Genomic DNA, 25,809 nt, shown 5'->3' with positions numbered 1-25,809 from the left:
GGAGGAACTATTATGGATGTCATTATCAATCTGGCCAACGATATCTTCAAACCTATCTTGGCTATGGGTGGCCCTATCATCATGCTGATCATTTTGACAGTTTTGGCCCTACTTTTTGGAGTGAAATTCTCCAAAGCGCTTGAAGGTGGTATTAAACTTGCCATCGCCCTTACAGGTATCGGTGCCATCATCGGTATGCTCAACGGAGCTTTCTCAGCATCACTTGCGAAATTCGTCGAAAACACTGGTATTCAATTGAACATCACTGACGTTGGTTGGGCCCCACTTGCTACCATCACTTGGGGATCTGCTTGGACACTTTACTTCTTGCTTGTGATGTTGATTGTCAACGTTGTGATGCTTGCAATGAAGAAAACAGATACACTTGACGTTGATATCTTTGATATCTGGCACTTGTCAATCACTGGTCTTTTGATCAAATGGTATGCAGACAACAATGGAGTTAGCCAAGGAGTTTCACTTTTCATCGCAACTGCAGCAGTTGTCCTTGTAGGTATTTTAAAAATCATCAACTCTGACCTGATGAAACCAACATTCGATGACCTTCTTAACGCACCAAGTTCATCACCAATGACTTCAACTCACATGAACTACATGATGAACCCAGTTATCATGGTTTTGGATAAGATTTTTGATAAAGTATTGCCTGGTCTTGATAAATACGACTTTGACGCTGCAAAATTGAACAAAAAAATCGGTTTCTGGGGATCTAAATTCTTCATCGGTTTCATCCTTGGTATTGTTATCGGTTTGATGGGAACTCCACATCCAGTTGCTGGAGTAGAAGAAGCAGCATCTTGGGAACTTGTTATTAAAGGTTGGTTGAGCCTTGGTTTGACTGCCGGTGTCTGCTTGGAGCTCTTCTCACTTATCGGATCTTGGTTCATCGCAGCCGTAGAACCACTTTCACAAGGTATTACAAACGTTGCTACTAAACGTCTTCAAGGACGTAAATTCAACATCGGTCTTGACTGGCCTTTCATCGCTGGTCGTGCTGAAATCTGGGCTTGTGCCAACGTACTTGCTCCAATCATGCTAGTAGAAGCTGTACTTCTTTCTAAAGTCGGAAATGGTATCTTGCCACTTGCAGGTATCATCGCAATGGGTGTAACTCCAGCTCTCTTGGTAGTTACTCGTGGTAAATTGCTCCGTATGATCATCTTTGGAACTCTCTTGTTGCCACTCTTCCTTCTTTCAGGTACACTTATTGCACCATTTGCAACTGAACTTGCTAAAGGTGTGGGTGCCTTCCCAGAAGGTGTGAGTCAAACTCAATTGATTACTCACTCAACTCTTGAAGGACCAATCGAAAAACTTCTTGGTTGGGCAATTGGTAATGCCACAACAGGTGATATTAAAGCAATCCTTGGCGCAGTAGTCTTCCTTGTATTCTATGTAGGTATCTTTGCTTGGTATAGAAAACAAATGATTAAACGTAACGAAGAATACGCAGCAAATGCTAAATAATTCGCTCCTATAAAATGTAAATTGTGAAAACTAGGTTGTCAGTTTCCTAATGGGGAGTGACAGCCTAGTTTTTTTATAAACTATCAAGAAATCGGAGAAAATAATGGTAATTGAAATAAAATCAGAGCAATCGACGGTCCAATTTAAAACTTTTGGTGGTGCCTTGTCGTCCATCAAGGATCGAGATGGCGTTGAGTACTTGTGGCAGGGAGATGCCACCTATTGGAGTGGGCAAGCTCCTGTACTTTTTCCAATCTGTGGTTCTTTAAGAGAGGATACAGCCTTCTACAGTCACGCAGATGGACCTGAGACGAAAGGAACTATTCCTCGACATGGTTTGGTTCGCAAAAAAGAATTTGAATTAGTTGATCAAACAGAAAACAGCGTAACCTTTGCGATCGAAGATGATGAGAATACTTATCAGAACTATCCTTATCATTTCCGCCTTGAAATCACTTATAAGGTTACTGGCAAGACAGTTCGTACTCAATACAAGATTTTCAATAAAGAAACCAATAAAGTAATGCCATTCTTTATTGGTGGACATCCAGGCTTTAATTGTCCTCTACTAGATGGCGAAACTTATGAAGATTACTATTTAGAGTTTGAGAAAGAAGTGACTTGCTCTGTTCCCCGGCCTTTCCCAGAAACTGGCATGTTAGACTTTCAAGATAGAAGTCCATGGTTGGATTCACAAAAGGAAGTGGACCTCAGTTACGATCTGTTTAGTGTTGATGCAGTGACTTTGGATGAGTTGCAATCTAGAACAATCGCGCTTCGTTCTCGTAAACATGAGAAGGGATTAAAAGTACACTTCCAAGAGTTTTCAAATCTCATCATTTGGTCAACTTTGAATAAGGGACCTTTTATAGCGTTTGAACCATGGTCTGGATTGTCAACATCCCTTGAAGAAGGAGATCATTTAGAAGATAAGAAAAACGTTCGTCTCTTAGAAGCTGGCCAAGTCGATCAAATTGGCTTTGATATTGAAATATTTTAGATAAAAAACCACAAAAACAAACATTTACTGTTGACTTTTTCTATAAATAGGAGTATATTATGTTTGTAAACAACAAATGATGTTTGTAACAAACAAATAATCACTTGTTATATTCTCTTTCGTGGAGAAGAATTATTTCTAGGAAATTGGTTTCCTGGACTTGGATAAGGTGTTATTCATCTCATTCAATCAAATTTGTCACTAAACTGCTAGAAAGTCTTTTATAGGTTATAAAAGTCTTTACTAGCCTAGAAAAATAAAAAGGAGTAAACAATATGTCTATTGTTATCGGTGCAGATGCTGCAGGTTTGAGATTGAAAGAAGTTGTGAAAGACTTCTTGGAAAAAGAAAACTTCCACGTTGTGGATGTTACAGCTGAAGGTCAAGACTTTGTTGATGTGACTCTTGCCGTTGCTGCAGAAGTAAACAAAGAAGAACAAAACCTTGGTATCGTGATTGATGCTTATGGTGCTGGTCCATTTATGGTCGCAACTAAAATTAAAGGAATGGTTGCTGCAGAAGTTTCAGATGAACGTTCAGCTTATATGACTCGTGGACACAACAACTCACGTATGATCACTATGGGTGCAGAAATCGTTGGTGATGAATTGGCTAAGAACATTGCTAAAGGCTTTGTTAACGGCAAATACGACGGTGGACGTCACCAAATTCGGGTCGACATGTTGAACAAAATGTGCTAATTAGATTACAGTAAGAAAGGTAAGTTAAAAATGAGAATTGCAATTGGATGTGACCACATCGTAACAGATGAAAAAATGGCGGTTTCAGAATTTTTGAAATCAAAAGGATATGAAGTTATCGACTTTGGTACCTATGACCACACACGTACTCACTACCCAATCTTTGGTAAAAAAGTTGGTGAAGCCGTTACAAGCGGTCAAGCTGATCTTGGGGTGTGTATCTGTGGTACTGGTGTTGGTATCAACAACGCTGTAAATAAAGTTCCAGGAGTTCGTTCTGCCTTGGTTCGTGATATGACAACAGCTCTTTATGCAAAAGAACAATTGAACGCCAACGTTATTGGTTTTGGTGGTAAAATCACTGGTGAATTGCTCATGTGCGACATCATTGAAGCTTTCATCAATGCTGAATACAAACCATCAGAAGAAAATAAAAAATTGATTGCGAAAATCGAGCACGTTGAAACTCACAATGCTCATCAAGCAGATGCAAACTTCTTTACAGAATTCCTTGAAAAATGGGATCGCGGTGAATACCACGACTAAGAGGTGACGCATGATTTTAACAGTCACAATGAATCCATCCATTGATATTTCTTATCCTTTGGATGAATTAAAAATTGACACTGTCAACCGTGTGGTGGACGTGACCAAGACAGCTGGTGGTAAAGGTCTCAATGTTACACGAGTTCTTTCAGAATTTGGTGATTCTGTTGCTGCTACTGGTTTGGTCGGTGGTAAACTTGGTGAGTTTTTAGTAGAGCATATCGACGATAAAGTAACGAAACGTTTCTTCTCCATTCAAGGAGAGACTCGTAACTGTATCGCTATTCTACACGGTGAAAACCAAACAGAAATCCTTGAAAAAGGTCCCGAAGTTCTTGAACAAGAAGGGCAAGATTTCTTGGCTCATTTCGAGAATCTTCTTGACACTGTAGAAGTAGTGGCCATTTCAGGTAGTCTTCCAGCTGGTCTTCCAGTTGACTACTATGTAAGCTTAGTAGAACTTGCTAATCGCGCAGGAAAACCTGTAGTCTTGGACTGCTCAGGTGCAGCTCTTCAGGCGGTTCTTGAATCACCCCACAAACCAACAGTTATTAAACCAAATAACGAAGAATTGTCTCAGCTTCTTGGGAAAGAAGTTTCTGAGGATTTGGATGAATTAAAAGAAGTTCTTCAAGAGCCTCTATTTGCAGGGATTGAGTGGATAATCGTTTCACTTGGAGCAAATGGTGCTTTTGCAAAACACGGTGATACTTTCTACAAGGTAGATATTCCAAGAATTCAGGTAGTCAATCCTGTCGGATCTGGAGATTCTACTGTTGCAGGTATTTCATCAGGTCTTCTTCATAAGGAATCGGATGCAGAACTCCTCATCAAGGCAAATGTCCTTGGTATGCTTAACGCTCAAGAAAAGATGACAGGTCATGTCAATATGGCCAACTATCAAGCTTTATATGATCAATTAATAGTAAAAGAGGTATAAAATGGCTTTAACAGAACAAAAGCGTGCACGCTTAGAAAAACTTTCAGATGAAAATGGAATCATCTCAGCTCTTGCCTTTGACCAACGTGGTGCTTTGAAACGTCTCATGGCTCAATACCAAACAGAAGAACCAACAGTTGCTCAAATGGAAGAGCTCAAGGTCTTGGTTGCAGATGAATTGACAAAATACGCATCCTCTATGCTTCTCGACCCTGAGTATGGACTTCCGGCTACAAAAGCGCTTGATCCAAATGCTGGTCTTCTCCTAGCTTATGAGAAAACTGGCTACGACACAACAAGCACCAAACGCTTGCCTGACTGTTTGGATGTTTGGTCTGCCAAACGCATCAAGGAACAAGGTGCAGATGCCGTCAAATTCTTGCTTTACTACGATGTAGACAGCTCTGACGAACTCAACCAACAAAAACAAGCTTACATCGAACGCATTGGTTCAGAGTGTGTGGCGGAAGACATTCCATTCTTCCTTGAAATCCTCGCTTACGATGAAAAAATCGCTGATGCTGGCTCTGCAGAATACGCCAAAGTAAAACCACACAAGGTTATCGGTGCTATGAAGGTCTTCTCAGACCCACGCTTTAACATCGACGTTTTGAAAGTGGAAGTTCCAGTCAACGTCAAATACGTTGAAGGCTTTGGCGATGGTGAAATCGTGCATACTCGTGAAGAAGCGGCAGCTTTCTTCAAAGCGCAAGACGAAGCAACAAATCTTCCATACATCTACTTGAGTGCGGGTGTATCAGCTAAACTCTTCCAAGAAACGCTTGTCTTTGCCCACGAATCAGGCGCAAACTTCAACGGTGTTCTTTGTGGACGTGCAACATGGGCTGGATCAGTTGAAGCCTACATCAAAGACGGTGAAGCAGCAGCTCGTGAATGGCTTCGAACAACTGGATTTGAGAACATTGACGAACTCAACAAAGTTCTCAAAACAACAGCAACTTCATGGACTGAACGTGTGTAAGATTTTAATTAGACTGTTTGATCATTTTCGTCTAAAAATGGAATTTTTTTGATTGAAAGTGTTTACAATCTTTTATCTTAGTGGTATAATTAAACCATAAATTAATAGTAGTGAGTGTTACTAAGTAATATTAGGCATGATCACAGATGAATTAGAAAATAGTAGATTTTCTAACCTCATTTGTGGTCATTTTTTGTACTCATATACCTTTAAGATACAAAAGGAGGTTGCCATGTATCGAATTCTAAATCCAATGAATCACAATGTCTCGCTTGTCAGAAATGACAAAGGAGAAGAAGTGATTGTGATTGGTAAGGGGATTACATTTGGAAAGAAGAAGGGGGATTTAATTTCTGAAAACCAAGTAGAGAAGATCTTTCGAATGAAGACAGAAGAGTCCAGAGAAAACTTTCAGACTCTCTTAAGAGATATTCCACTAGATATACTAACGATAGGCTATAGTACGATTGATGAAGTCGTCGAAAAGTATCACTTTCCCATCCAAGAATATCTCTACGTTACTTTGACTGACCACCTATACTCTGTCTATAAAAAATTATTAAGTGGTTCATATCAAAAAAGTCATCTTCCTGATATTTCAAATGAATATGTCACAGAATTTTCAATGGCTCGAGATACAATTAAAATTTTAAATAAGAAATTATCGATTGTGTTTCCTGAAGATGAAATTGCTAGGATTGCCTTGCATTATATCAATGCAAAAGGTGAGTATGAATTATCAGAAGAGTTAACCGAGAATGTTGCAAAGAGAGTTTTAAGCATAGTTGAAAATGAACTATCAAAATTTCATATTGAAAGAAATACTGAAAATAGTAATTTATATGATCGCTTGATGATTCATTTGTCCTATCTAGTAAATCGTCTTCAGAATGATAAACAAGATATGACTCCGTTAATACCATTGGAAGAGCATGTTAAGTTGGATTATCCTAAGGCCTATCAGATTGGACAGAGAATTTACCAAGTGATTGAAAGAGAACTAAACATTGATTTATCGAGAAGTGAGCGTGTATATCTCGTTTTACATATTCAACGCTTGTTAAAATAAGGAGAAAAACATGTACAAATTACCAGAAGATTTTATTTTTGGTGGAGCTACAGCCGCCTATCAAGTTGAAGGAGCAACACAAGAAGGAGGAAAAGGTCCGGTGGCCTGGGATGAATTTTTGTCAGAACAGGGGCGCTTTAGTCCAGATCCCGCTAGTGATTTTTATCATCAGTATCCAAAGGATATTGAACTGTGTGAAAAGTTTGGTGTCAATGGACTTCGTTTGTCTATAGCTTGGAGTCGTATCTTTCCAAATGGTACTGGTGAAGTGAACCAGGAAGGTGTGGACTATTATCATAAAGTATTTGCAGAATGTAAAAAAAGACAGATTATAGCTTTTGTAACCCTCCATCACTTTGATACGCCAAAAGTATTATTTGATAATGGAGATTTTCTAAATAGGGATACAATTGAAGCATTTGTAGATTATGCAAAGTTCTGCTTTGAAGAATTTACAGAAGTTCTACATTGGAGTACTTTTAATGAAATCTATCCAGTAGCAACAAACCAATACCTTCTCGGTATTTTTCCACCAGGAATTAAATATGACCTTTCAAAAGTAATTCAATGCCTGCACAATATGATGTATGCACATGCCAGAGTAGTTAACTTGTTTAAAGATGGTGGCTATCAAGGAGAAATTGGAGTAGTACATTCTCTTGAAACAAAATATCCTGCGAGTGATAGTGAAGAAGACAAACATGCAGCATTTCTAGATGATGCCCTTTCAATTCGTTTTTTGCTAGATGCTACATACTTAGGCTATTACTCAAAAGAGACTCTCGATGCACTAGAGGAGATTTGTCAAGCAAATCAGGCAACATATGAATTCTTAGATAGTGATTTTGAAGAAATGAAAAAGGCAAGTCATCGGAATGATTATCTAGGAATTAATCATTATCAATGCCACTTTGTGAAGGCTTATACAGGTGAAAATGCTATTCACCATAATGGTACTGGTGATAAAGGGACCTCTGTTTATAAAGTAAAAGGAATTGGAGAACGTATATACAAAGAGGGAATTCCAAGAACCGACTGGGATTGGATTATTTATCCAGAAGGATTATATGATTTATTGCTCCGAATCAAATCGGACTATCCTCATTACAATAAGATTTTCATCACTGAAAATGGTATGGGATATAAAGATCAATTTGATAACGGAATCATCATGGATCAACCTCGAATTGAATACCTTAAAGTTTATCTACAAGCAATTTCAAAAGCAATTAGCGCAGGTGTTAATGTTAAAGGTTACTTCTTATGGTCATTGATGGATCTGTTTTCTTGGTCAAATGGATACAATAAACGTTATGGTCTGTTTTATGTCGATTTTGAAACACAGAAACGGTATCCTAAGGCATCGGCTTATTGGTACAATCACATCAGTACGACCAAAATTGTAGAATAGAGGAACTGAAACATGAAAAAAAATGAATTACAAATGCTTGGATTTGAAATTGTTGCATACTCAGGTGATGCTCGCAGTACACTGTTGCAACTATTAAAAGAAGCAAGGTCTGGAAACTTTGACAATGTAGAGCGAGCTATGCGTGATGCTGACGAGAATCTAGCGAAAGCCCATAATGCTCAGACAAAACTATTAGCAGAAGAAGCCGCTGGTGAAGATTTGGATATTGGTTTTATCTTTATCCACGGTCAGGATCACCTGATGACAACCTTGTTGCTTCGTGATTTAATTCAGGATTTTATAGAACTTTATAAAAATCATTAATTTAAAAGAAAGGATATAACCAATGCTTAGTAGAATTTTCCTCCCTTTCTACTAGGCATTGATTGTAGGGAGTTTTATCATGAATAAACTCATTCAACAAATTGAAAAAGGAAAACCCTTTTTTGAGAAGATCTCACGTAACATTTATCTAGGCGCTATCCGTGATGGTTTCCTAGCAGCTATGCCAGCGATATTATTTTCAAGTATTTTTATCTTGATCGCTTCCATACCGGATGTTCTTGGTGTTAAATTGCCCGAAGACGTTTCAGCTTGGCTTTGGAAAATATATAACTATTCAATGGGAGTAGTTGCTCTCCTAGTTTCTGCCACAACCGCACGTTGTTTAGCTGAATCTGTCAATAGAAAAATGCCTGCAAACAAAAAGATTAATGCAGTATCCGTGATGCTAGCTTCTATCGTTAGTTTTCTCCTATTAAGTGTTGATCAAATAGACAAGGGGCTTGCTAGTGGTTACATGGGGACAAAGGGAATTCTAGCAGCATTCGTAGCAGCTTTTATCACAGTAAATATGTATAAATTCTGTGTTTTGAAAGATATTACGATTAAGATGCCTAAAGAAGTGCCAGGGACTATCTCCCAAACCTTCCGAGATATCTTCCCATTCTCATTTGCAGTTTTTGCAGCAGTCATTATTGATACGCTTATCCGCCATTTCTTTGGTCATTCATTTGCGGAGGCTGTAATCAGTTTAATGCAACCGTTATTCAGCGCCGCTGATGGTTATCTAGGAATTGCCATTATCTGGGGTGCTATGGCTCTCTTCTGGTTTGTAGGTGTACACGGACCATCTATCGTAGAACCAGCGATTGTAGCAGTTATCTATGCAAATGTTGAAGCAAACCTTCAATTAGTTAAAGCAGGGGAACAGGCTTCAAATGTTTTGACAGTTGGTTTGGGTAATTTCGTTGGTACCATGGGTGGTACAGGTGCAACGTTAGTTGTTCCCTTCTTATTCCTCCTTTTTGCAAAATCAAAACAATTAAAAGCTGTAGGTAAGGCTTCCTTTATTCCAGTAAGTTTCGCAGTTAATGAACCTTTACTTTTTGCCACACCAATTATTTTAAATCCATATTTCTTTGTACCATTTCTATTTGCACCAATTGCAAATGTTTGGATCTTCAAGTTCTTTGTAGATGTCTTAAAAATGAATAGTTTTATGTACGTTCTACCTTGGGCTACACCTGCTCCAATAGGATTGATCCTCGGTACTGGTGTAAGCGTTCTCGCAATTATCTTAGTATTTGTCTTAATTTTTGTGGATAGTATTATCTATCTTCCATTTATCAAGGCTTACGATGCCTCACTTCTTGAAGAAGAAAAACAAAAAACAAGCGAAGAAAGCACAGAACAGTCTAATCCTGAAACAGTATCAACTAAAGAAGTTGTTACCAAATTAGGCAATCAATCAATCAATGTATTGGTCCTTTGTGCTGGAGCAGGCACGAGCGCTATGCTTGCAAATGCAATCACTGAAGGAGCCAAAGAAACAGGAGCTACTATTTCAGCATCAGCGGGCGCTTATGGATCTCATTATGAAATCATGAAGAACTTTGATATGATTATACTGGCTCCACAGGTAAATTCATTCTATGAAGATATCAAGAAAGACACAGATGCCCTCGGTATAAAACTTGCTGCTACAAAAGGTGCTGAATACATTAAATTAACACGTGATCCTAAAGGAGCCATTTCATTTGTGCTATCCTATTTCGATTAATGTTTAGGTGATGATATGAGATATAATTCTAAATTGGTCAATTTCATCTCGATGACTTTTCTGTTAGCATTTCTCTTTATCTTACCAGTTAAAAGTGTCTTTGCAGATGATGATTTTTATGTCGAAAAGGTTGAAAACTTACCCAGTGATTTTATTAAAGGAGCTGATATTTCAACATTAATAGCTCAAGAAGAAAGTGGTGTTCGCTATTATGATGAGAATGGTAACGAGAAAGATTTAATCACTATTCTTGCAGAAAATGGCGTCAATTATGTTCGCGTTCGAATCTGGAATAATCCTTATGATGACAAAGGTCATGGGTACGGTGCTGGTAATAGTGACCTCTCTAAGGCGATTGCAATTGGGAAAAGAGCTACTGCTGCAGGGATGAGAGTTCTGGTGGATTTTCACTATTCAGATTTCTGGGCAGATCCGGGTCGTCAGGTCTCTCCAAAAGCTTGGGCCAATATGACGATTGATGAAAAGTCTAAAGCTTTATATCAATTTACAAAAGAAAGTTTGAACACACTGCGTGCTTCAGGTGTTGATGTTGGTATGGTTCAAGTTGGGAATGAGACAACTAGCAGTGGCATGGCAGGAGAAGTAGGTGACGAACGTTATCAGTTGTTTAAAGCGGGTACGCAGGCTGTCAGGGATGTTGACAAATCCATATTGATAACCTTACACTTCACCAATCCAGAAAAGAAATCAACGATCTTGTATTATGCAGAAAAGCTAAAAGAGAATCAGATTGATTATGATGTTTTTGCAACGAGTTACTATTCATTTTGGCATGGAAGTCTTGAAAACTTAAATTCAGTTTTGACAGAGATTAGAGAAAAATATGGAAAACAAACTTTAATCTCAGAAACAAGTTATGCTTATACATTGGAAGATGGTGATGGTCAGAAGAATGTGATCAAATCTGAGCAACAAACGAAGAATGGAGGGTATCCTCCAACAGTGCAAGGCCAGGCCAATAATTTGCGTGATGTGATTGCTACAAGTCAATCTGCAGGTGCTTTAGGAGTATTCTATTGGGAACCTGCTTGGATACCGGTCGGTAAAGCTGATAGAAATTCAAACCTCCCTATTTGGGAGCAATATGGTTCCGGGTGGGCTTCATCATATGCCATCTCTTATGATCCTAACGTTGATGAATCTAATTATGGAGGATCTGAATGGGATAATCAAGCACTATTTGATTTTAATGGGAAAGCTCTTCAATCATTAAAGGTATTTAAATTTGTCAATACAGGTTATGGCACAGTACCTGAGAAAAAGGATAATCAAAATAGAGAGAAAGAAGACGAGGATACCACAAATTTACTTCAAAACGGAAGTTTCGAAGAAGAGAACTTAGAAGCCTATAAGATCAGTCAAAGCTATGTTGAGCGTCAGAATGATACCCCTAAGACGGGTCAATATGCCCTTCATTTTTGGTCAGATAAGAGTATTGATTATCAAGTAGAACAAGCAGTTACTCTTGAACCAGGAACCTATCGGTTCTCAATTCAAATGCAAGGGGATAAAACAGGTAGTAGTGAAAGAATCTTCTCTTATGTGAGGGTCAATGATACAACTTCAGCAGGGAATCAACTACACTTGGAAGGTTATGCTATTTGGAAAGAAAGTTTTGTTGAGTTTAAACTTACCGAAAAGACTCAGGTAAATGTGGGTCTATCAGTTACAGCAGATGCGGGAGCTTGGGGAACAACTGACGATTGGAAATTGAAAAAAATCGATGCAACTGAAAATTCCCAAACCCCGTCAGAACAGACTCAAACTGATGATAGCCATGAAGGAAAGCTAGAACCACCATTATCTTCATCAGAAGATCCAAAGTCTAAAACAGAACCATCAACTTCCTCCCAAAAAGTGACTACTAACCAGTCGGTTCGAAAAGATGAAGGTAGTAGAACCCAGAATGATAAACGTAAAAATCTTCCTGAAACGGGAATGAGAGATCAAAAGATATTGTTCATATTGGGATTGGGAGGTATCGTATTAGTTATAGGAACAAATTTGTATCGTAGGAAAAAATAGTTGAAATTTCAACTTATCAATTAAACCTTCATATAAAAATTCCCCACCAAAAGGCAGGGGAATTTTTATGGTTTTGATAAAAGAATGGTTGTTTGTTTCGACAGCTCTTCAAATGTCTCCTGGCTCAGTTTGGAATCTGAAACGATTGTATCAATTTCTGAGATATTGTAGAAATTGTAAAAATCAAACTTATTAAACTTACTGTGGTCTGCCAGTAAGTATTTTTTATTGGCATTGTTCAAGGCGATTCGTTGTACCTCGCCCTCTTCTTCACTGAAAGTGGCAATTGCCTTATCCTTAATACCATTACAACTTACAAAAGCTTTAGAAAACTGAAGGTTGGTTAAATCTTGCAAGGTAAGTGTCCCTACAAAAGCACCAGTGATAGAGCGATAATTTCCGCCAATCAAAATCAAATCTGTTAGTTTTCGTTCGTTTAGGATGAGAAAGACTGGAAGACTGTTTGTTACGACACGAATATTATCAATTGGGAGCTCACGAGCAAAACATTCTAAGGTTGTTCCTGGCCCGATAAAAATGGTTTCACCTTCGTCAATCAAATGACCAGCAAAACGGCTAATTTCTTGTTTTTCAGCAATCTGCAAGCCTTGTTTTTCAACGTTTGAGCGTTCGTTGTTTAAGAGAGAACCTGTACGAAGTTTTTCAGCACCACCGTGCACACGAACCAGCAAATCCTTGTCTGCCAGTTCTTGTAAATAGCGGCGAGCTGTCATATCTGACACATCAAGACTTTCCATAATCTCTTTTACAGTAATGGTGCCTTTTGTGTTTACTGCTTCTAGAATACTATCTAGTTTTTCTTGCTTTAGCATCCTTATCACCTCGATTTCTACTATTATTATCTTACCATAAAACGCTCAATCAATCAAATAGAAAAAAACAAAATAAAACAAAAACAAAAATATCATAGTTGTTTTAAACAAACCATGATATTTTGAATGATTGGTCAAATTAGTCTAAACCGTAGTTGTAATCCTCGTCTTGCATGGCTTCAACTTCACCAAGGAGGTAACCATTTCCGACTTGAGAGAAGAAGTCGTGGTTAGAAGTTCCTGTTGAGATTCCGTTCATGACGATAGGATTGACATCATCAGCTGAATCTGGGAAGAGCGGATCTTGTCCTAGGTTCATAAGCGCCTTATTGGCATTGTAACGAAGGAAGGTTTTAACTTCCTCAGTCCAGCCAACACCGTCATAGAGGCTTTCTGTATAGCCCTCTTCGTTCTCGTAGAGAGTGTAGAGCAGGTCGTACATCCATTCTTTGAGCTTTTCTTGCTCTTCTTCAGGCAATTCGTTAAAACCAAGTTGGAATTTGTAACCAATATAAGTTCCATGAACAGACTCATCACGAATGATCAGTTTGATGATTTCCGCAACGTTAGCCAGTTTGTTGTTACCAAGATAGTAAAGCGGTGTAAAGAAACCAGAGTAGAAGAGGAAGGTTTCAAGGAAAACGCTGGCAACTTTCTTTTCTAGCGGGCTACCATTGAGATAGATTTCATTGATAATTTCCGCTTTTCTTTGTAGGTAGGGGTTAGTGTTGGTCCATTCAAAGATTTCTTCAATTTCAGCCTTGGTATTCAAGGTCGAAAAGATAGAAGAGTAAGATTTTGCGTGGACAGATTCCATAAACTGGATGTTGTTGAAAACAGCTTCCTCATGCGGTGTACGGATGTCTGAGCGAAGCGCCTGAACCCCTGTTTCAGATTGCATGGTATCCAAAAGGGTCAAACCACCAAAGACTTTTCCAACCAAGTCTTTTTCTTTGTTTGATAGTTTTCTCCAGTCGTCTAGATCATTTGACAAGGGGATACGCGTATCGAGCCAGAATTGCTCCGTTAGCTTTTCCCAAGTTGATTTGTCGATGACATCTTCGATGGCATTCCAGTTAATGGCTTTGTAGTAAGTTTCCATTTGAAATCTCTTTCTGTATGTAATAATGCGATTGTCGAATCATCTCTATTTTATCATAGTCTGAGAAGAGTATCGCACAAAAAGTCGGGAGCCCGACTTTTTAGTTTTTCATGGTATTTAAGATACTTATCAAGTTTTGTCTGGCGGGTAATTTAATCAGTAGTCTGAGAAAATGTGGTTGCCTCAGATAAAAATTAAATCACACAACTTTCACATTGGTTAGCACCAACTTCCCCACCGTCGTCTGTAAAGGTACGGACGTAGTAGATAGACTTGATACCCTTGTTAAAGGCATAGTTACGAAGAATTGACAAGTCACGCGTCGTTTGTTTGTTTTCTTTCTTCCATTCGTAAAGACCTTTTGGAATGTCACTACGCATGAAGAGAGTGAGTGAAAGTCCTTGATCCACGTGTTCAGTTGCGGCAGCGTAAACATCAATCACCTTACGCATATCCATGTCGTAGGCAGAAGTGTAGTAAGGAATCGTTTCTGTTGACAAACCTGCAGCAGGGTAGTAGATCTTACCAATTTTCTTTTCCTGACGTTCTTCGATACGTTGCGTAATCGGGTGGATAGAAGCAGAAACATCGTTGATGTAGCTGATAGAACCATTTGGAGCAACAGCTAGACGGTTTTGGTGGTAAAGTCCATCTGCTTGAACCTTTTCGCGAAGTTCAGCCCAATCAGCAGCACTTGGGATAAAGACATCTTTGAAGAGTTCTTTAACACGGCCTGATTTTGGAACAAATTCGCCTGTCACATACTTGTCAAAGTAGCTACCGTTAGCATAGTCTGATTTTTCAAAGTTGTGGAAGGTGATACCACGTTCGCGTGCGATATTGTTTGATTCCACCAAGGTCCAGTAGTTCATAAGCATAAAGTAGATGCTTGTAAATTCAATTGACTCAGGTGATCCGTACTCAATCAGTTGTTGCGCAAGGTAGCTATGAAGCCCCATGGCACCAAGACCAAAGGTGTGAGCCAGACTGTTTCCGTGGTCGATAGTAGGGACAGCTACGATGTGTGAACTATCTGTAACGAAAGTAAGGGCACGAACCATAGCGCGGATAGAACGACCAAAGTCAGGTGAGGTCATCATGTTGACCACGTTTGTTGAACCAAGGTTACATGAAACGTCTGTTCCCATTTGAAGGAATTCTTGAGCATCGTTGATCAAGCTTGGTTCTTGGACTTGAAGAATTTCAGAACACAAGTTACTCATGATAATCTTACCATCTACTGGATTTGCACGGTTAGCTGTATCAATGTTGACTACATAAGGGTAACCAGATTCTTGTTGCAATTTAGAGATTTCAGTTTCCAAATCACGCGCCTTGATTTTTGTCTTGCGGATGTTTGGATTTGCGACCAATTCATCGTATTTTTCAGTGATGTCGATGTAGTTGAATGGCACACCGTATTCAAGCTCTACAGAGTATGGGCTAAAGAGATACATTTCTTCATTTTTACGAGCCAATTCGTAGAATTTATCGGGTACTACAACACCAAGTGAAAGAGTCTTTACACGAACTTTTTCATCAGCATTTTCTTTCTTAGTTGAAAGGAAAGCAATGATATCTGGGTGAAAGACGTTGAGGTAGACAACCCCAGCACCTTGACGTTGACCTAATTGGTTTGAGTAAGAGAAGCTGTCTTCAAAAAGCTTCATAACTGGTACGACACCAGAAGCAGCACCTTCATAACCCTTGATAGGAGCTCCAGCTTCACGAAGGTTGCTGAGGGAAATTCCCACACCACCACCGATACGTGAAAGTTGAAGAGCAGAGTTGATAGAACGTCCGATAGAGTTCATATCATCTGTCACCTGGATCAAGAAGCAAGATACCAATTCTCCACGACGAGCACGTCCAGCATTCAAGAAGGAAGGAGTAGCAGGTTGGTAGCGTTGGTGGATGATTTCATTGGCAATATCAATCGCAACGGCTTCATCACCGTCAGCAAAATAAAGCGCATTAAAGAAGACACGGTCTTCCATATTTTCAAGGTAGTATTCACCGTCGTTAGTCTTCAAGGCGTACTGATTGTAAAACTTATAGGCAGCCATGAATGACTTAAATTGGAAGTTTTGGTCCTTGATAAATTGATGCAATTCTTCCAAAAACTCTGGACGGTACTTCTTGAGAAATGCAGTTTCAATATAGTTATGTTCAATAAGGTAGTTGATTTTATCAGTGATTGAATCAAAAACCATAGTGTTTGGAACCACATTTTCTTTAAAGAAAGCATCCAAGGCTTCCTTATCTTTATGAAGCATGATTTGTCCATTAACAGGACGGTTGATTTCGTTATTGAGACGGAAGTAAGTTACGTCCTCAAGATGTTTTAATCCCATAAAAATTCCCTTATCTAATTACAAAAGAAAGGCTTCTAAGTTAGCCCTAGAAGCAGTTTCTTCTGGATGATGTACTAAGATTATGCTAACTGTTTCAGTTTTCCTGGTTGGAAGCCTGAAAAGATTTCAGTTGGTGTTTGGATAACAGGAGCAGCACTGAAACCAAGCTCTTTAACTTGATCAATATACTCAGGTTGCTCGTCAAGATTGATCTCACGATAAGCGATATTATTACTGTCCAAGAAACGCTTGGTCATCTTACATTGGACACAGTTATTTTTAGAATAAACGGTTACCATTTTCGTAACTCCTCTTTCAAAATAGATTACTTTCTTAGTATATCAGAAAAAAAAACTTTGTCAAACTTTTTAAACTAAATCTTGTGCTAAAAAGTTACGGTTTTGAAATCAAAGCACAAGATATAGTGTTTTTTGAAAACATGAATTTTGACTTCCGTTGAACTGTCAAACTTTCTCAAAATAAAAAAACTACATACTGTATATTGGCAATATAAATAGAAGATTTTCAGCAAGTTATCAGAAAGGAAAACGAAGAAAATCCATAAAATACTTGAAAAATTATCTAGAAGGTGATATAATACAGTCTTGTAAGGGTTATCACATATAATCCAAATAAGAAACAATTAAAGGAGAGTCAAACTATGGCTTCTAAAGATTTCCACGTAGTGGCAGAAACAGGTATTCACGCACGCCCAGCAACATTGTTGGTTCAAACAGCTAGCAAATTTGCTTCAGATATCACTCTTGAGTACAAAGGTAAATCAGTAAACCTTAAATCTATCATGGGTGTTATGAGTCTTGGTGTTGGCCAAGGTGCTGACGTTACAATTTCAGCTGAAGGTGCAGATGCTGACGATGCAATCGCTGCTATCTCTGAAACAATGGAAAAAGAAGGATTGGCATAAGGAAATGACAGAAATGCTTAAAGGAATCGCAGCGTCAGATGGTGTTGCAGTTGCTAAAGCATATCTACTCGTTCAACCGGATTTGTCATTCGAGACTGTTACAGTCGAAGATACAAACGCAGAAGAAGCTCGCCTTGATGCCGCTTTACAAGCATCACAAGACGAGCTTTCTGTTATCCGTGAGAAAGCAGTAGGTACGCTAGGGGAAGAAGCTGCTCAAGTTTTTGACGCTCACTTAATGGTGCTTGCTGATCCTGAAATGATCAGCCAAATTAAAGAAACTATCCGTGCGAAGAAAGTGAATGCAGAAGCAGGTCTGAAGGAAGTGACAGACATGTTCATCACTATCTTTGAAGGTATGGAAGACAACCCATACATGCAAGAACGTGCAGCGGATATCCGCGACGTGACAAAACGTGTATTGGCAAACCTACTTGGCAAAAAATTGCCAAACCCAGCTTCTATCAATGAAGAAGTGATTGTGATTGCGCATGACTTGACTCCTTCAGATACAGCTCAGTTGGACAAAAACTTTGTAAAAGCTTTTGTAACCAACATCGGTGGACGTACAAGCCACTCAGCTATCATGGCGCGTACTCTTGAAATTGCAGCAGTATTGGGTACAAACAACATCACTGAAATCGTTAAAGATGGTGACATCCTTGCCGTTAACGGTATCACTGGTGAGGTTATTATCAACCCAACTGATGAGCAAGCAGCAGAATTCAAGGCAGCTGGTGAAGCTTATGCGAAGCAAAAAGCTGAATGGGCACTCTTGAAAGACGCTAAAACAGTAACTGCTGACGGTAAACACTTTGAATTGGCTGCTAATATCGGTACTCCAAAAGACGTTGAGGGTGTCAATGCCAACGGTGCCGAAGCTGTTGGTCTTTATCGTACAGAGTTCTTGTACATGGATTCTCAAGACTTCCCAACAGAAGACGAGCAGTATGAAGCTTACAAGGCTGTACTTGAAGGAATGAACGGTAAACCTGTTGTCGTTCGTACAATGGATATCGGTGGAGATAAGGAACTTCCTTACTTCGATATGCCTCATGAAATGAACCCATTCCTTGGATTCCGTGCCCTTCGTATCTCTATTTCTGAAACTGGAGATGCTATGTTCCGCACTCAAATCCGTGCTCTTCTTCGTGCGTCTGTACACGGTCAATTGCGTATCATGTTCCCGATGGTTGCGCTCTTGAAAGAATTCCGTGCAGCGAAAGCAGTCTTTGACGAAGAAAAAGCAAACCTTCTTGCTGAAGGTGTTGCAGTTGCGGATAATATTCAAGTTGGTATCATGATTGAAATCCCAGCAGCAGCAATGCTTGCAGACCAATTTGCTAAAGAAGTTGACTTCTTCTCAATTGGTACAAACGACTTGATCCAATACACAATGGCGGCAGACCGTATGAACGAGCAAGTTTCATACCTTTACCAACCATATAACCCATCAATCCTACGTTTGATTAACAACGTTATCAAGGCAGCTCACGCTGAAGGTAAATGGGCAGGTATGTGTGGTGAGATGGCTGGTGACCAAAAAGCTGTTCCACTTCTTGTCGGAATGGGCTTGGATGAGTTCTCTATGTCAGCAACATCTGTCCTTCGTACACGTAGTTTGATGAAGAAACTTGACACAGCTAAGATGGAAGAGTACGCAAACCGTGCCCTTACAGAATGCTCAACAATGGAAGAAGTTCTTGAACTTCAAAAAGAATACGTTGACTTTGATTAATCGAAAGGTCCTTGCAACTCAGTTGCAGGGGTTTTTTGCTTTAAAAATTTGGTGATTGATTTTCAATATAGGATTCTCAAATCAGACTGTTCAGATAGAAGGTAGTGTAGAAAACAAAAAATAGTTAACTGGTTCATAAAGTTCTTGACAAGTTACAAATTTAGGAGTAAACTATTAACCAGTTAACTTTTAGAGAGGAGTTTCTGCAATTTAGAAATGAATTGCAACTAGAAATATCAAAAAGGAAGAGAGTTTCGATGAAAATTAATAAAAAATACCTAGCAGGTTCTGCGGCAGCCTTGATTTTAAGTGTTTGTTCTTATGAGTTAGGACTGTATCAAGCTAGAACGGTCAAGGAAAATAACCGTGTGTCTTACGTTGATGGAAAACAAGCAGCACAAAAAACGGAGGATCTAACTCCTGATGAGGTTAGTAAAAAAGAAGGCATCAATGCTGAACAAATCGTCATCAAGATAACAGACCAGGGATATGTCACTTCACATGGCGATCACTATCATTATTACAATGGTAAGGTTCCTTACGACGCTATTATCAGTGAAGAGTTGCTGATGAAGGATCCAAACTATACACTAAAAGATGAGGATATTGTCAGTGAAATCAAGGGTGGTTATGTTATCAAGGTGGACGGAAAATACTATGTCTACCTTAAGGATGCGGCCCATGCAGATAATGTTCGTACGAAAGAAGAAATCAATCGGCAAAAACAAGAACATAGTCAGCATCGCGAAGGAGGAACTTCAGCAAACGATGGTGCGGTAGCCTTGGCACGTTCACAGGGACGCTACACCACAGATGATGGTTATATCTTTAATGCATCCGATATTATTGAAGATACTGGCGATGCTTATATCGTTCCTCATGGCGACCATTACCACTACATTCCTAAGAGCGAGTTATCAGCCAGCGAATTGGCTGCTGCAGAAGCCTTCCTATCTGGTAGAAGTGGTCAATCGAATACGCCTACTTATCGCCGTACCAATAACAACAGTAGTAGTTACGATGTAGATAGATGGACCCCATCCTATAATAATCAAGGTACTGGCTATACGAACACAAACACGGCTAACGACAGTAACAGTAGCGACGATAGCCAAGCAAGTCAAAGTGATGAGGATATTGATGGCCTTCTGAAACAACTTTATGCCTTGCCACTCAGCCAACGACACGTCGAATCTGATGGCCTTGTCTTCGACCCAGCACAGATTACAAGTCGAACAGCTAGAGGAGTTGCTGTGCCTCATGGGAACCATTACCATTTCATCCCTTATTCACAGATGTCTGAATTGGAAGAACGAATCGCTCGTATTATTCCTCTACAGTACAGTTCGAACCATAGGGTGCCGGATTCAAGACCAGAACAACCAAGTCCACAACCGACTCCGGAACCTAGTCCAAGCCCGCAACCTGCACCAAATCCTCAACCATCTCCAAGCAATCCAATTGACGAAAAATTGGTCAAACAGGCAATTCGAAAAGTAGATGATGGTTATGTATTTGAGGAGAATGGAACATCTCGTTATATTCCTGCCAAGGAATTATCAGCTGAAACTACTGCAGCCATTGATAGTAAGCTAGCCAAGCAAGAAAGTTTAACTCATAAGCTCGGAGCTAAGAAAACCAATCTCCCATCTGGTGATCGAGGATTTTACAATAAGGCTTATGATTTACTAGCAAGAATTCATCAGGACTTACTTGATAATAAAGGTCGTAAAGTTGATTTTGACGCTTTGGATAAACTGTTGGAACGTTTAAATGATGAAAGCAGTGATAAAGTTAAGTTGGTCGAAGATATACTTGCATTTCTAGCACTGATTCGTCATCCAGAACGTCTAGGAAAACCAAATGCGCAAATTGCCTACACTGATGAAGAGATTCAAGTAGCCAAGTTGGCAGGCAAGTATACAACAGAAGATGGCTATATCTTTGATCCTCATGATATCACCAGTGATGAGGGGGATGCCTATGTAACTCCGCATATGACCCACAGTCATTGGATTAAGAAAGATAGTTTGTCTGAAGCGGAGAGAGCGGCAGCCCAGGCTTATGCTAAAGAGAAAGGTTTGACCCCTCCTTCAACAGACCATCAGGATTCAGGAAATACGGAGGCTAAAGGAGCAGAAGCTATCTACAACCGCGTGAAAGCAGCTAAGAAGGTGCCACTTGATCGTATGCCTTACAATCTCCAACATACCGTGGAAGTTAAAAACGGTAGTTTAATCATACCTCATTATGACCATTACCATAACATCAAATTTGAGTGGTTTGACGAAGGACTTTATGAGGCACCTAAGGGGTATACTCTTGAGGATCTCTTTGCGACTGTCAAGTACTATGTCGAACATCCAAACGAACGTCCGCATTCAGATAGTGGTTGGGGAAATGCAAGTGACCATGTTCAAAGAAACCAAAATGGTCCAGCTGATACCAACCAAACGGAAAAACCAAACAAGGAGAAACCTCAGACAGAAAAACCTGAGGAAGAAACTCCTCGAGAAGAAAAACCGCAAAGTGAGAAACCAGAATCTCCAAAACCAACAGAGGAACCGGAAGAAGAATCACCAGAGGAGCCAGAAGAACCTCAGGTCGAGACTGAAAAGGTTGAAGCGAAGTTAAGAGAGACTGAAGAGCTACTTGCAAAAATCCAAGACCCCATCGTCAAGTCTAACGCTAACGAAACTCTTACTGGATTAAAGAATAATCTATTGTTTGGCGCTCAGGACAACAATACTATTATGGCAGAAGCTGAAAAACTATTGGCTTTATTAAAGGAGAGTAAGTAAAGGTAGCAGCATTTTCTAACTCCTAAAAACAGGATAGGAGAACGGGAAAACGAAAAATGAGAGCAGAATGTGAGTTCTAGTTCTCATTTTTTTCATGAAAATGTGCAAAATATCTTGACAGATAGTGTAAATAAAGATAAACTATTTACTGGTTAATTAATCGCTTAAACACTAGTTAAGGAGTAATGATGAAAAAAAGAACAATACTATTATTGATGACCAGTGTGTTGGCTCTTGTCTTAGGAGCATGTGGTCAAAAAGAAAAACAAGAAGCAAAAGGGATGAAGATTGTAACAAGTTTTTACCCGATCTATGCCATGGTCAAAGAGGTATCGGGTGACTTGAATGATGTTCGGATGATTCAGTCAAGTAACGGGATTCACTCCTTTGAACCGTCAGCAAATGACATTGCTGCCATTTATGACGCGGATGTCTTTGTCTACCATTCTCATACGCTCGAATCTTGGGCAGGAAGTCTGGATCCAAATTTGAAAAAATCTAAAGTTAAGGTTCTTGAAGCTTCTGAAGGGATGACATTGGACCGTGTACCAGGTTTAGAAGATGTAGAAGCTGGTGACGGTATTGATGAAAAAACACTTTACGACCCGCACACTTGGTTAGATCCTGAAAAAGCAGGAGAAGAAGCCCAGATTATTGCGGACAAACTTTCAGAGGTTGATAGTGAGCACAAAGAAACTTACCAAAAAAATGCTCAAGCCTTTATCAAAAAAGCTCAGGAATTGACTAAGAAATTCCAGCCTGTTTTTGAAAAAGCGAGTCAAAAGACCTTTGTTACGCAACACACAGCCTTTTCTTACCTCGCTAAACGTTTTGGTTTGAAACAACTTGGTATTGCAGGGATTTCCCCTGAACAAGAGCCAAGTCCTAGACAGTTGACAGAAATCCAAGAATTTGTCAAAATCTATAATGTCAAAACGATCTTTACTGAGAGCAATGCTTCCTCTAAAGTTGCTGAAACCTTAGTCAAATCAACAGGAGTTAGTCTGAAAACTCTTAATCCTTTGGAAGCAGATCCTGAAAACGACAAAACGTACTTAGAAAACCTAGAAGAAAATATGAATGTTCTTGCAGAAGAATTAAAATGAGGAGATTATGAAAATTAATAAAAAATACCTAGCAGGTTCTGCGGCAGCCTTGATTTTAAGTGTTTGTTCTTATGAGTTAGGACTGTATCAAGCTAGAACGGTCAAGGAAAATAACCGTGTGTCTTACGTTGATGGAAAACAAGCAGCACAAAAAACGGAGGATCTAACTCCTGATGAGGTTAGTAAAAAAGAAGGCATCAATGCTGAACAAATCGTCATCAAGATAACAGACCAGGGATATGTCACTTCACATGGCGATCACTATCATTATTACAATGGTAAGGTTCCTTACGACGCTATTATCAGTGAAGAGTTGCTGATGAAGGATCCAAACTATACACTAAAAGATGAGGATATTGTCAGTGAAATCAAGGGTGGTTATGTTATCAAGGTGGACGGAAAATACTATGTCTACCTTAAGGATGCGGCCCATGCAGATAATGTTCGTACGAAAGAAGAAATCAATCGGCAAAAACAAGAACATAGTCAGCATCGCGAAGGAGGAACTTCAGCAAACGATGGTGCGGTAGCCTTGGCACGTTCACAGGGACGCTACACCACAGATGATGGTTATATCTTTAATGCATCCGATATTATTGAAGATACTGGCGATGCTTATATCGTTCCTCATGGCGACCATTACCACTACATTCCTAAGAGCGAGTTATCAGCCAGCGAATTGGCTGCTGCAGAAGCCTTCCTATCTGGTAGAAGTGGTCAATCGAATACGCCTACTTATCGCCGTACCAATAACAACAGTAGTAGTTACGATGTAGATAGATGGACCCCATCCTATAATAATCAAGGTACTGGCTATACGAACACAAACACGGCTAACGACAGTAACAGTAGCGACGATAGCCAAGCAAGTCAAAGTGATGAGGATATTGATGGCCTTCTGAAACAACTTTATGCCTTGCCACTCAGCCAACGACACGTCGAATCTGATGGCCTTGTTTTTGATCCAGCACAAATCACAAGAAAAACTGCGAATGGTGTTGCAGTACCTCATGGCGACCATTACCATTTTATCCCTTACTCTCAAATGTCTGACTTAGAGCAGAAGATTGCGAGAATGATTTCTGTAAAAGGACAAAATAACGGAAACAACAGGCCATTAAATACTCAAAAGCCAGCAAATAGTACAGTTGAGCATACATTTTTAGGAAATTCAATTAAGGCTTATGGTAAAGGTCTGGATGGTAAACCATACGATACTAGTGATGGATATGTATTTAGTAAAGATTCTATCTATTCAGTTGATAAATCAGGCATTATAGCGAGACATGGAAATCATTTCCATTATGTGGGATTTGGAGAGTTAGAACAGTTCGAATTAGATGAAGTTAGCAAATGGATGAAGGAAAAAGGCCAACCTAATGAGAGTGTTATTCCTTCAGAGAATATGGATAACAAAGAAAAACCAAAATTTGATTCAAAAAAAGTGACTGGTAAAGTGACTAAAGATGGTAAAGTTGGCTATGTTCTTAAAGAAAACGGAAAAGAATACTTCTACTCTCGAGATGAACTTGATCTTACTCAAATTGCTTTTTCTGAACAAGAACTCATGCTTAAGGATCGAGATCATTATCGCTATGATATAGTAGACACAGGGATCAAACCAAGATTGGCTGTAGATGTCTCAAGTTTGCCGATGCATGCAGCGAATACTACCTATGATACTGGCACTTCATTCATTATCCCACACATTGATCATATTCACGTTGTGCCTTACTCATGGTTAGAGCCTGATCAAATTGCGACTATTAAATATGTCATGCAACACCCTGAGGTTCGTCCTGAAGTTTGGTCTAAGCCGGGTCATGAGGACTCAGGTTCCGTTATTGCTAATGTAACTCCTCTTGAAAAACGCGCTGGAATGCAGAATTGGCAAATCATCCATTCTGCCGAAGAAGTTCAGAAAGCTCTTGCAGAAGGTCGATTTGCAACTCCAGATGGTTATATTTTTGATCCGAAAGATGTATTGGCAAAAGAAACTTTTGTATGGGGAGACAAATCATTTAGTATTCCAAGAGCTGGTGGAGGTTCATTGAGAAGTATCACTCAATCCGACTTGTCAGAAGTAGAATGGAAGCAAGCGCAGGACTTAATAGCCAAAAGAATGAAAGAAAAAGAATCCAAAACTGAAACGTCTACGCATCATAATGAAGAATTAAAACCTGATTCAAACAATACTGAAAATAGTGATAAAAATAAGACTGTTGTAGATAAAACTGAGGAGCAACCAAAGAAAAATATAGGGGAAAATGAGACTGGTACAACCAACGAAATTCCTTCAGAAAATAAAGAAAACTCCAAAGAAGAAAATGACGATGATTTGCCAGACTATGGGTTAGATAAAGTAACTTTAAATGAACATATAGAAAAGTTAGCGAAAATTGCCCAAATTGATCCTAAGTTTCTAATCTTTCAACCAGAAGGTGTTCAATTTTACAATAAAAATGGAGAATTAGTAATGTATGATATTAAGACTCTTAAACAAATAAAACCATAGTAAGATTCTTGGTGATTATAGTACATTTGAGAGGATATTGTTCTACTTTGAAAGAATGATATCCTTTTTATGAATGTAATGCACTTAGCAGTTTTAAAACAAAAATGTACTGGATATGGCTGATTTTGATAGCAAGCACAAAGCAAAACAGAGACAAGTACTCAACCAAACGAATAAAAAGAAAGGCGAA

At 39.2% G+C, this 25,809-nt stretch carries 20 protein-coding genes and 1 pseudogene; 17 read left to right on the top strand and 4 right to left on the bottom strand.

The genetic code is table 11. The features are described from left to right. The first annotated feature begins 12 nt into the window (after positions 1-12). The 12 genes and pseudogenes from ACVX3R_RS05205 to ACVX3R_RS05150 all read left to right on the top strand — a co-directional run bounded on the left by ACVX3R_RS05205 (position 13) and on the right by ACVX3R_RS05150 (position 12,245). On the top strand, positions 13-1,488 hold the full coding sequence (locus ACVX3R_RS05205) for a PTS galactitol transporter subunit IIC (RefSeq protein ID WP_000382524.1): 1,476 nt from the start codon (positions 13-15) through the stop codon (positions 1,486-1,488). A gap of 103 nt (positions 1,489-1,591) precedes the next feature. Further along, on the top strand, positions 1,592-2,488 hold the full coding sequence (locus tag ACVX3R_RS05200) for an aldose 1-epimerase family protein (protein WP_458794461.1): 897 nt from the start codon (positions 1,592-1,594) through the stop codon (positions 2,486-2,488). Between the two features lie 275 nt (positions 2,489-2,763). Then, positions 2,764-3,189, top strand: a complete 426-nt coding sequence (gene lacA, locus ACVX3R_RS05195; RefSeq protein WP_000029276.1) for a galactose-6-phosphate isomerase subunit LacA — start codon at positions 2,764-2,766, stop codon at positions 3,187-3,189. Positions 3,190-3,219: 30 nt separating this feature from the next. After that, positions 3,220-3,735, top strand: a complete 516-nt coding sequence (lacB, locus tag ACVX3R_RS05190; protein ID WP_001216921.1) for a galactose-6-phosphate isomerase subunit LacB — start codon at positions 3,220-3,222, stop codon at positions 3,733-3,735. Positions 3,736-3,745: 10 nt separating this feature from the next. Further along, entirely contained in the window at positions 3,746-4,675 is a 930-nt protein-coding gene (locus ACVX3R_RS05185) for a tagatose-6-phosphate kinase (protein WP_458794460.1), read from the top strand. A gap of 1 nt (position 4,676) precedes the next feature. Further along, positions 4,677-5,657, top strand: coding sequence for a tagatose-bisphosphate aldolase (lacD, locus tag ACVX3R_RS05180; RefSeq protein WP_458794459.1), 981 nt, complete (start codon positions 4,677-4,679; stop codon positions 5,655-5,657). Between the two features lie 232 nt (positions 5,658-5,889). After that, positions 5,890-6,726 carry a PRD domain-containing protein gene (locus ACVX3R_RS05175; RefSeq protein WP_458794458.1) on the top strand — a complete coding sequence of 279 codons (837 nt, stop codon included), beginning with the start codon at positions 5,890-5,892 and terminating at the stop codon, positions 6,724-6,726. 10 nt (positions 6,727-6,736) lie between these two features. Further along, positions 6,737-8,137 carry a 6-phospho-beta-galactosidase gene (gene lacG / locus ACVX3R_RS05170; protein ID WP_458794457.1) on the top strand — a complete coding sequence of 467 codons (1,401 nt, stop codon included), beginning with the start codon at positions 6,737-6,739 and terminating at the stop codon, positions 8,135-8,137. 12 nt (positions 8,138-8,149) lie between these two features. Continuing rightward, positions 8,150-8,461: a PTS lactose/cellobiose transporter subunit IIA gene (locus ACVX3R_RS05165; RefSeq protein WP_000739188.1), complete on the top strand. Its 312-nt coding sequence runs from the start codon at positions 8,150-8,152 to the stop codon at positions 8,459-8,461. 79 nt (positions 8,462-8,540) lie between these two features. Then, positions 8,541-9,521, top strand: a pseudogene (locus ACVX3R_RS05160) (PTS transporter subunit EIIC); the annotation flags it as partial. 105 nt (positions 9,522-9,626) lie between these two features. Continuing rightward, positions 9,627-10,199, top strand: a complete 573-nt coding sequence (locus ACVX3R_RS05155; RefSeq protein WP_419153045.1) for a lactose/cellobiose PTS transporter subunit IIB — start codon at positions 9,627-9,629, stop codon at positions 10,197-10,199. Positions 10,200-10,214: 15 nt separating this feature from the next. Further along, positions 10,215-12,245: a glycoside hydrolase family 53 protein gene (locus tag ACVX3R_RS05150; RefSeq protein ID WP_458794456.1), complete on the top strand. Its 2,031-nt coding sequence runs from the start codon at positions 10,215-10,217 to the stop codon at positions 12,243-12,245. Positions 12,246-12,310: 65 nt separating this feature from the next. Here the strand turns inward: ACVX3R_RS05150 and ACVX3R_RS05145 are convergent, their stop codons facing one another. From ACVX3R_RS05145 to nrdH, 4 genes are all read right to left on the bottom strand, one after another. After that, positions 12,311-13,078 (bottom strand): DeoR/GlpR family DNA-binding transcription regulator, encoded by a 768-nt coding sequence (locus ACVX3R_RS05145; protein ID WP_070697106.1) that lies wholly within the window; start codon positions 13,076-13,078, stop codon positions 12,311-12,313. Positions 13,079-13,217: 139 nt separating this feature from the next. Continuing rightward, a complete protein-coding gene (gene nrdF / locus ACVX3R_RS05140) occupies positions 13,218-14,180 on the bottom strand; it encodes a class 1b ribonucleoside-diphosphate reductase subunit beta (RefSeq protein ID WP_000451378.1) in 963 nt (320 codons plus the stop codon). A gap of 194 nt (positions 14,181-14,374) precedes the next feature. Then, entirely contained in the window at positions 14,375-16,534 is a 2,160-nt protein-coding gene (nrdE, locus tag ACVX3R_RS05135) for a class 1b ribonucleoside-diphosphate reductase subunit alpha (RefSeq protein WP_458794455.1), read from the bottom strand. 80 nt (positions 16,535-16,614) lie between these two features. Continuing rightward, positions 16,615-16,833 carry a glutaredoxin-like protein NrdH gene (gene nrdH, locus ACVX3R_RS05130; RefSeq protein ID WP_000259238.1) on the bottom strand — a complete coding sequence of 73 codons (219 nt, stop codon included), beginning with the start codon at positions 16,831-16,833 and terminating at the stop codon, positions 16,615-16,617. Between the two features lie 362 nt (positions 16,834-17,195). On the opposite strand from nrdH, the gene ACVX3R_RS05125 reads away from it, so the two are divergent. From ACVX3R_RS05125 to ACVX3R_RS05105, 5 genes are all read left to right on the top strand, one after another. Next, a complete protein-coding gene (locus ACVX3R_RS05125) occupies positions 17,196-17,459 on the top strand; it encodes a phosphocarrier protein HPr (RefSeq protein WP_000146947.1) in 264 nt (87 codons plus the stop codon). A gap of 4 nt (positions 17,460-17,463) precedes the next feature. Beyond that, positions 17,464-19,197, top strand: coding sequence for a phosphoenolpyruvate--protein phosphotransferase (ptsP, locus tag ACVX3R_RS05120; RefSeq protein WP_458795678.1), 1,734 nt, complete (start codon positions 17,464-17,466; stop codon positions 19,195-19,197). Between the two features lie 257 nt (positions 19,198-19,454). After that, positions 19,455-21,998: a pneumococcal-type histidine triad protein gene (locus tag ACVX3R_RS05115; protein ID WP_458794454.1), complete on the top strand. Its 2,544-nt coding sequence runs from the start codon at positions 19,455-19,457 to the stop codon at positions 21,996-21,998. A 188-nt stretch (positions 21,999-22,186) separates the two neighbouring features. Then, positions 22,187-23,104, top strand: a complete 918-nt coding sequence (locus tag ACVX3R_RS05110; protein WP_458794453.1) for a metal ABC transporter substrate-binding protein — start codon at positions 22,187-22,189, stop codon at positions 23,102-23,104. A gap of 7 nt (positions 23,105-23,111) precedes the next feature. Continuing rightward, positions 23,112-25,619: a pneumococcal-type histidine triad protein gene (locus tag ACVX3R_RS05105; RefSeq protein WP_458794452.1), complete on the top strand. Its 2,508-nt coding sequence runs from the start codon at positions 23,112-23,114 to the stop codon at positions 25,617-25,619. The last annotated feature ends 190 nt before the right edge of the window (positions 25,620-25,809 follow it).

The sequence above is a fragment of the Streptococcus sp. 517s genome, from assembly GCF_054445985.1.
The sequence above is the reverse complement of the archived record's forward strand: the minus strand, read 5'-3'. Positions and strand labels throughout refer to the sequence as shown.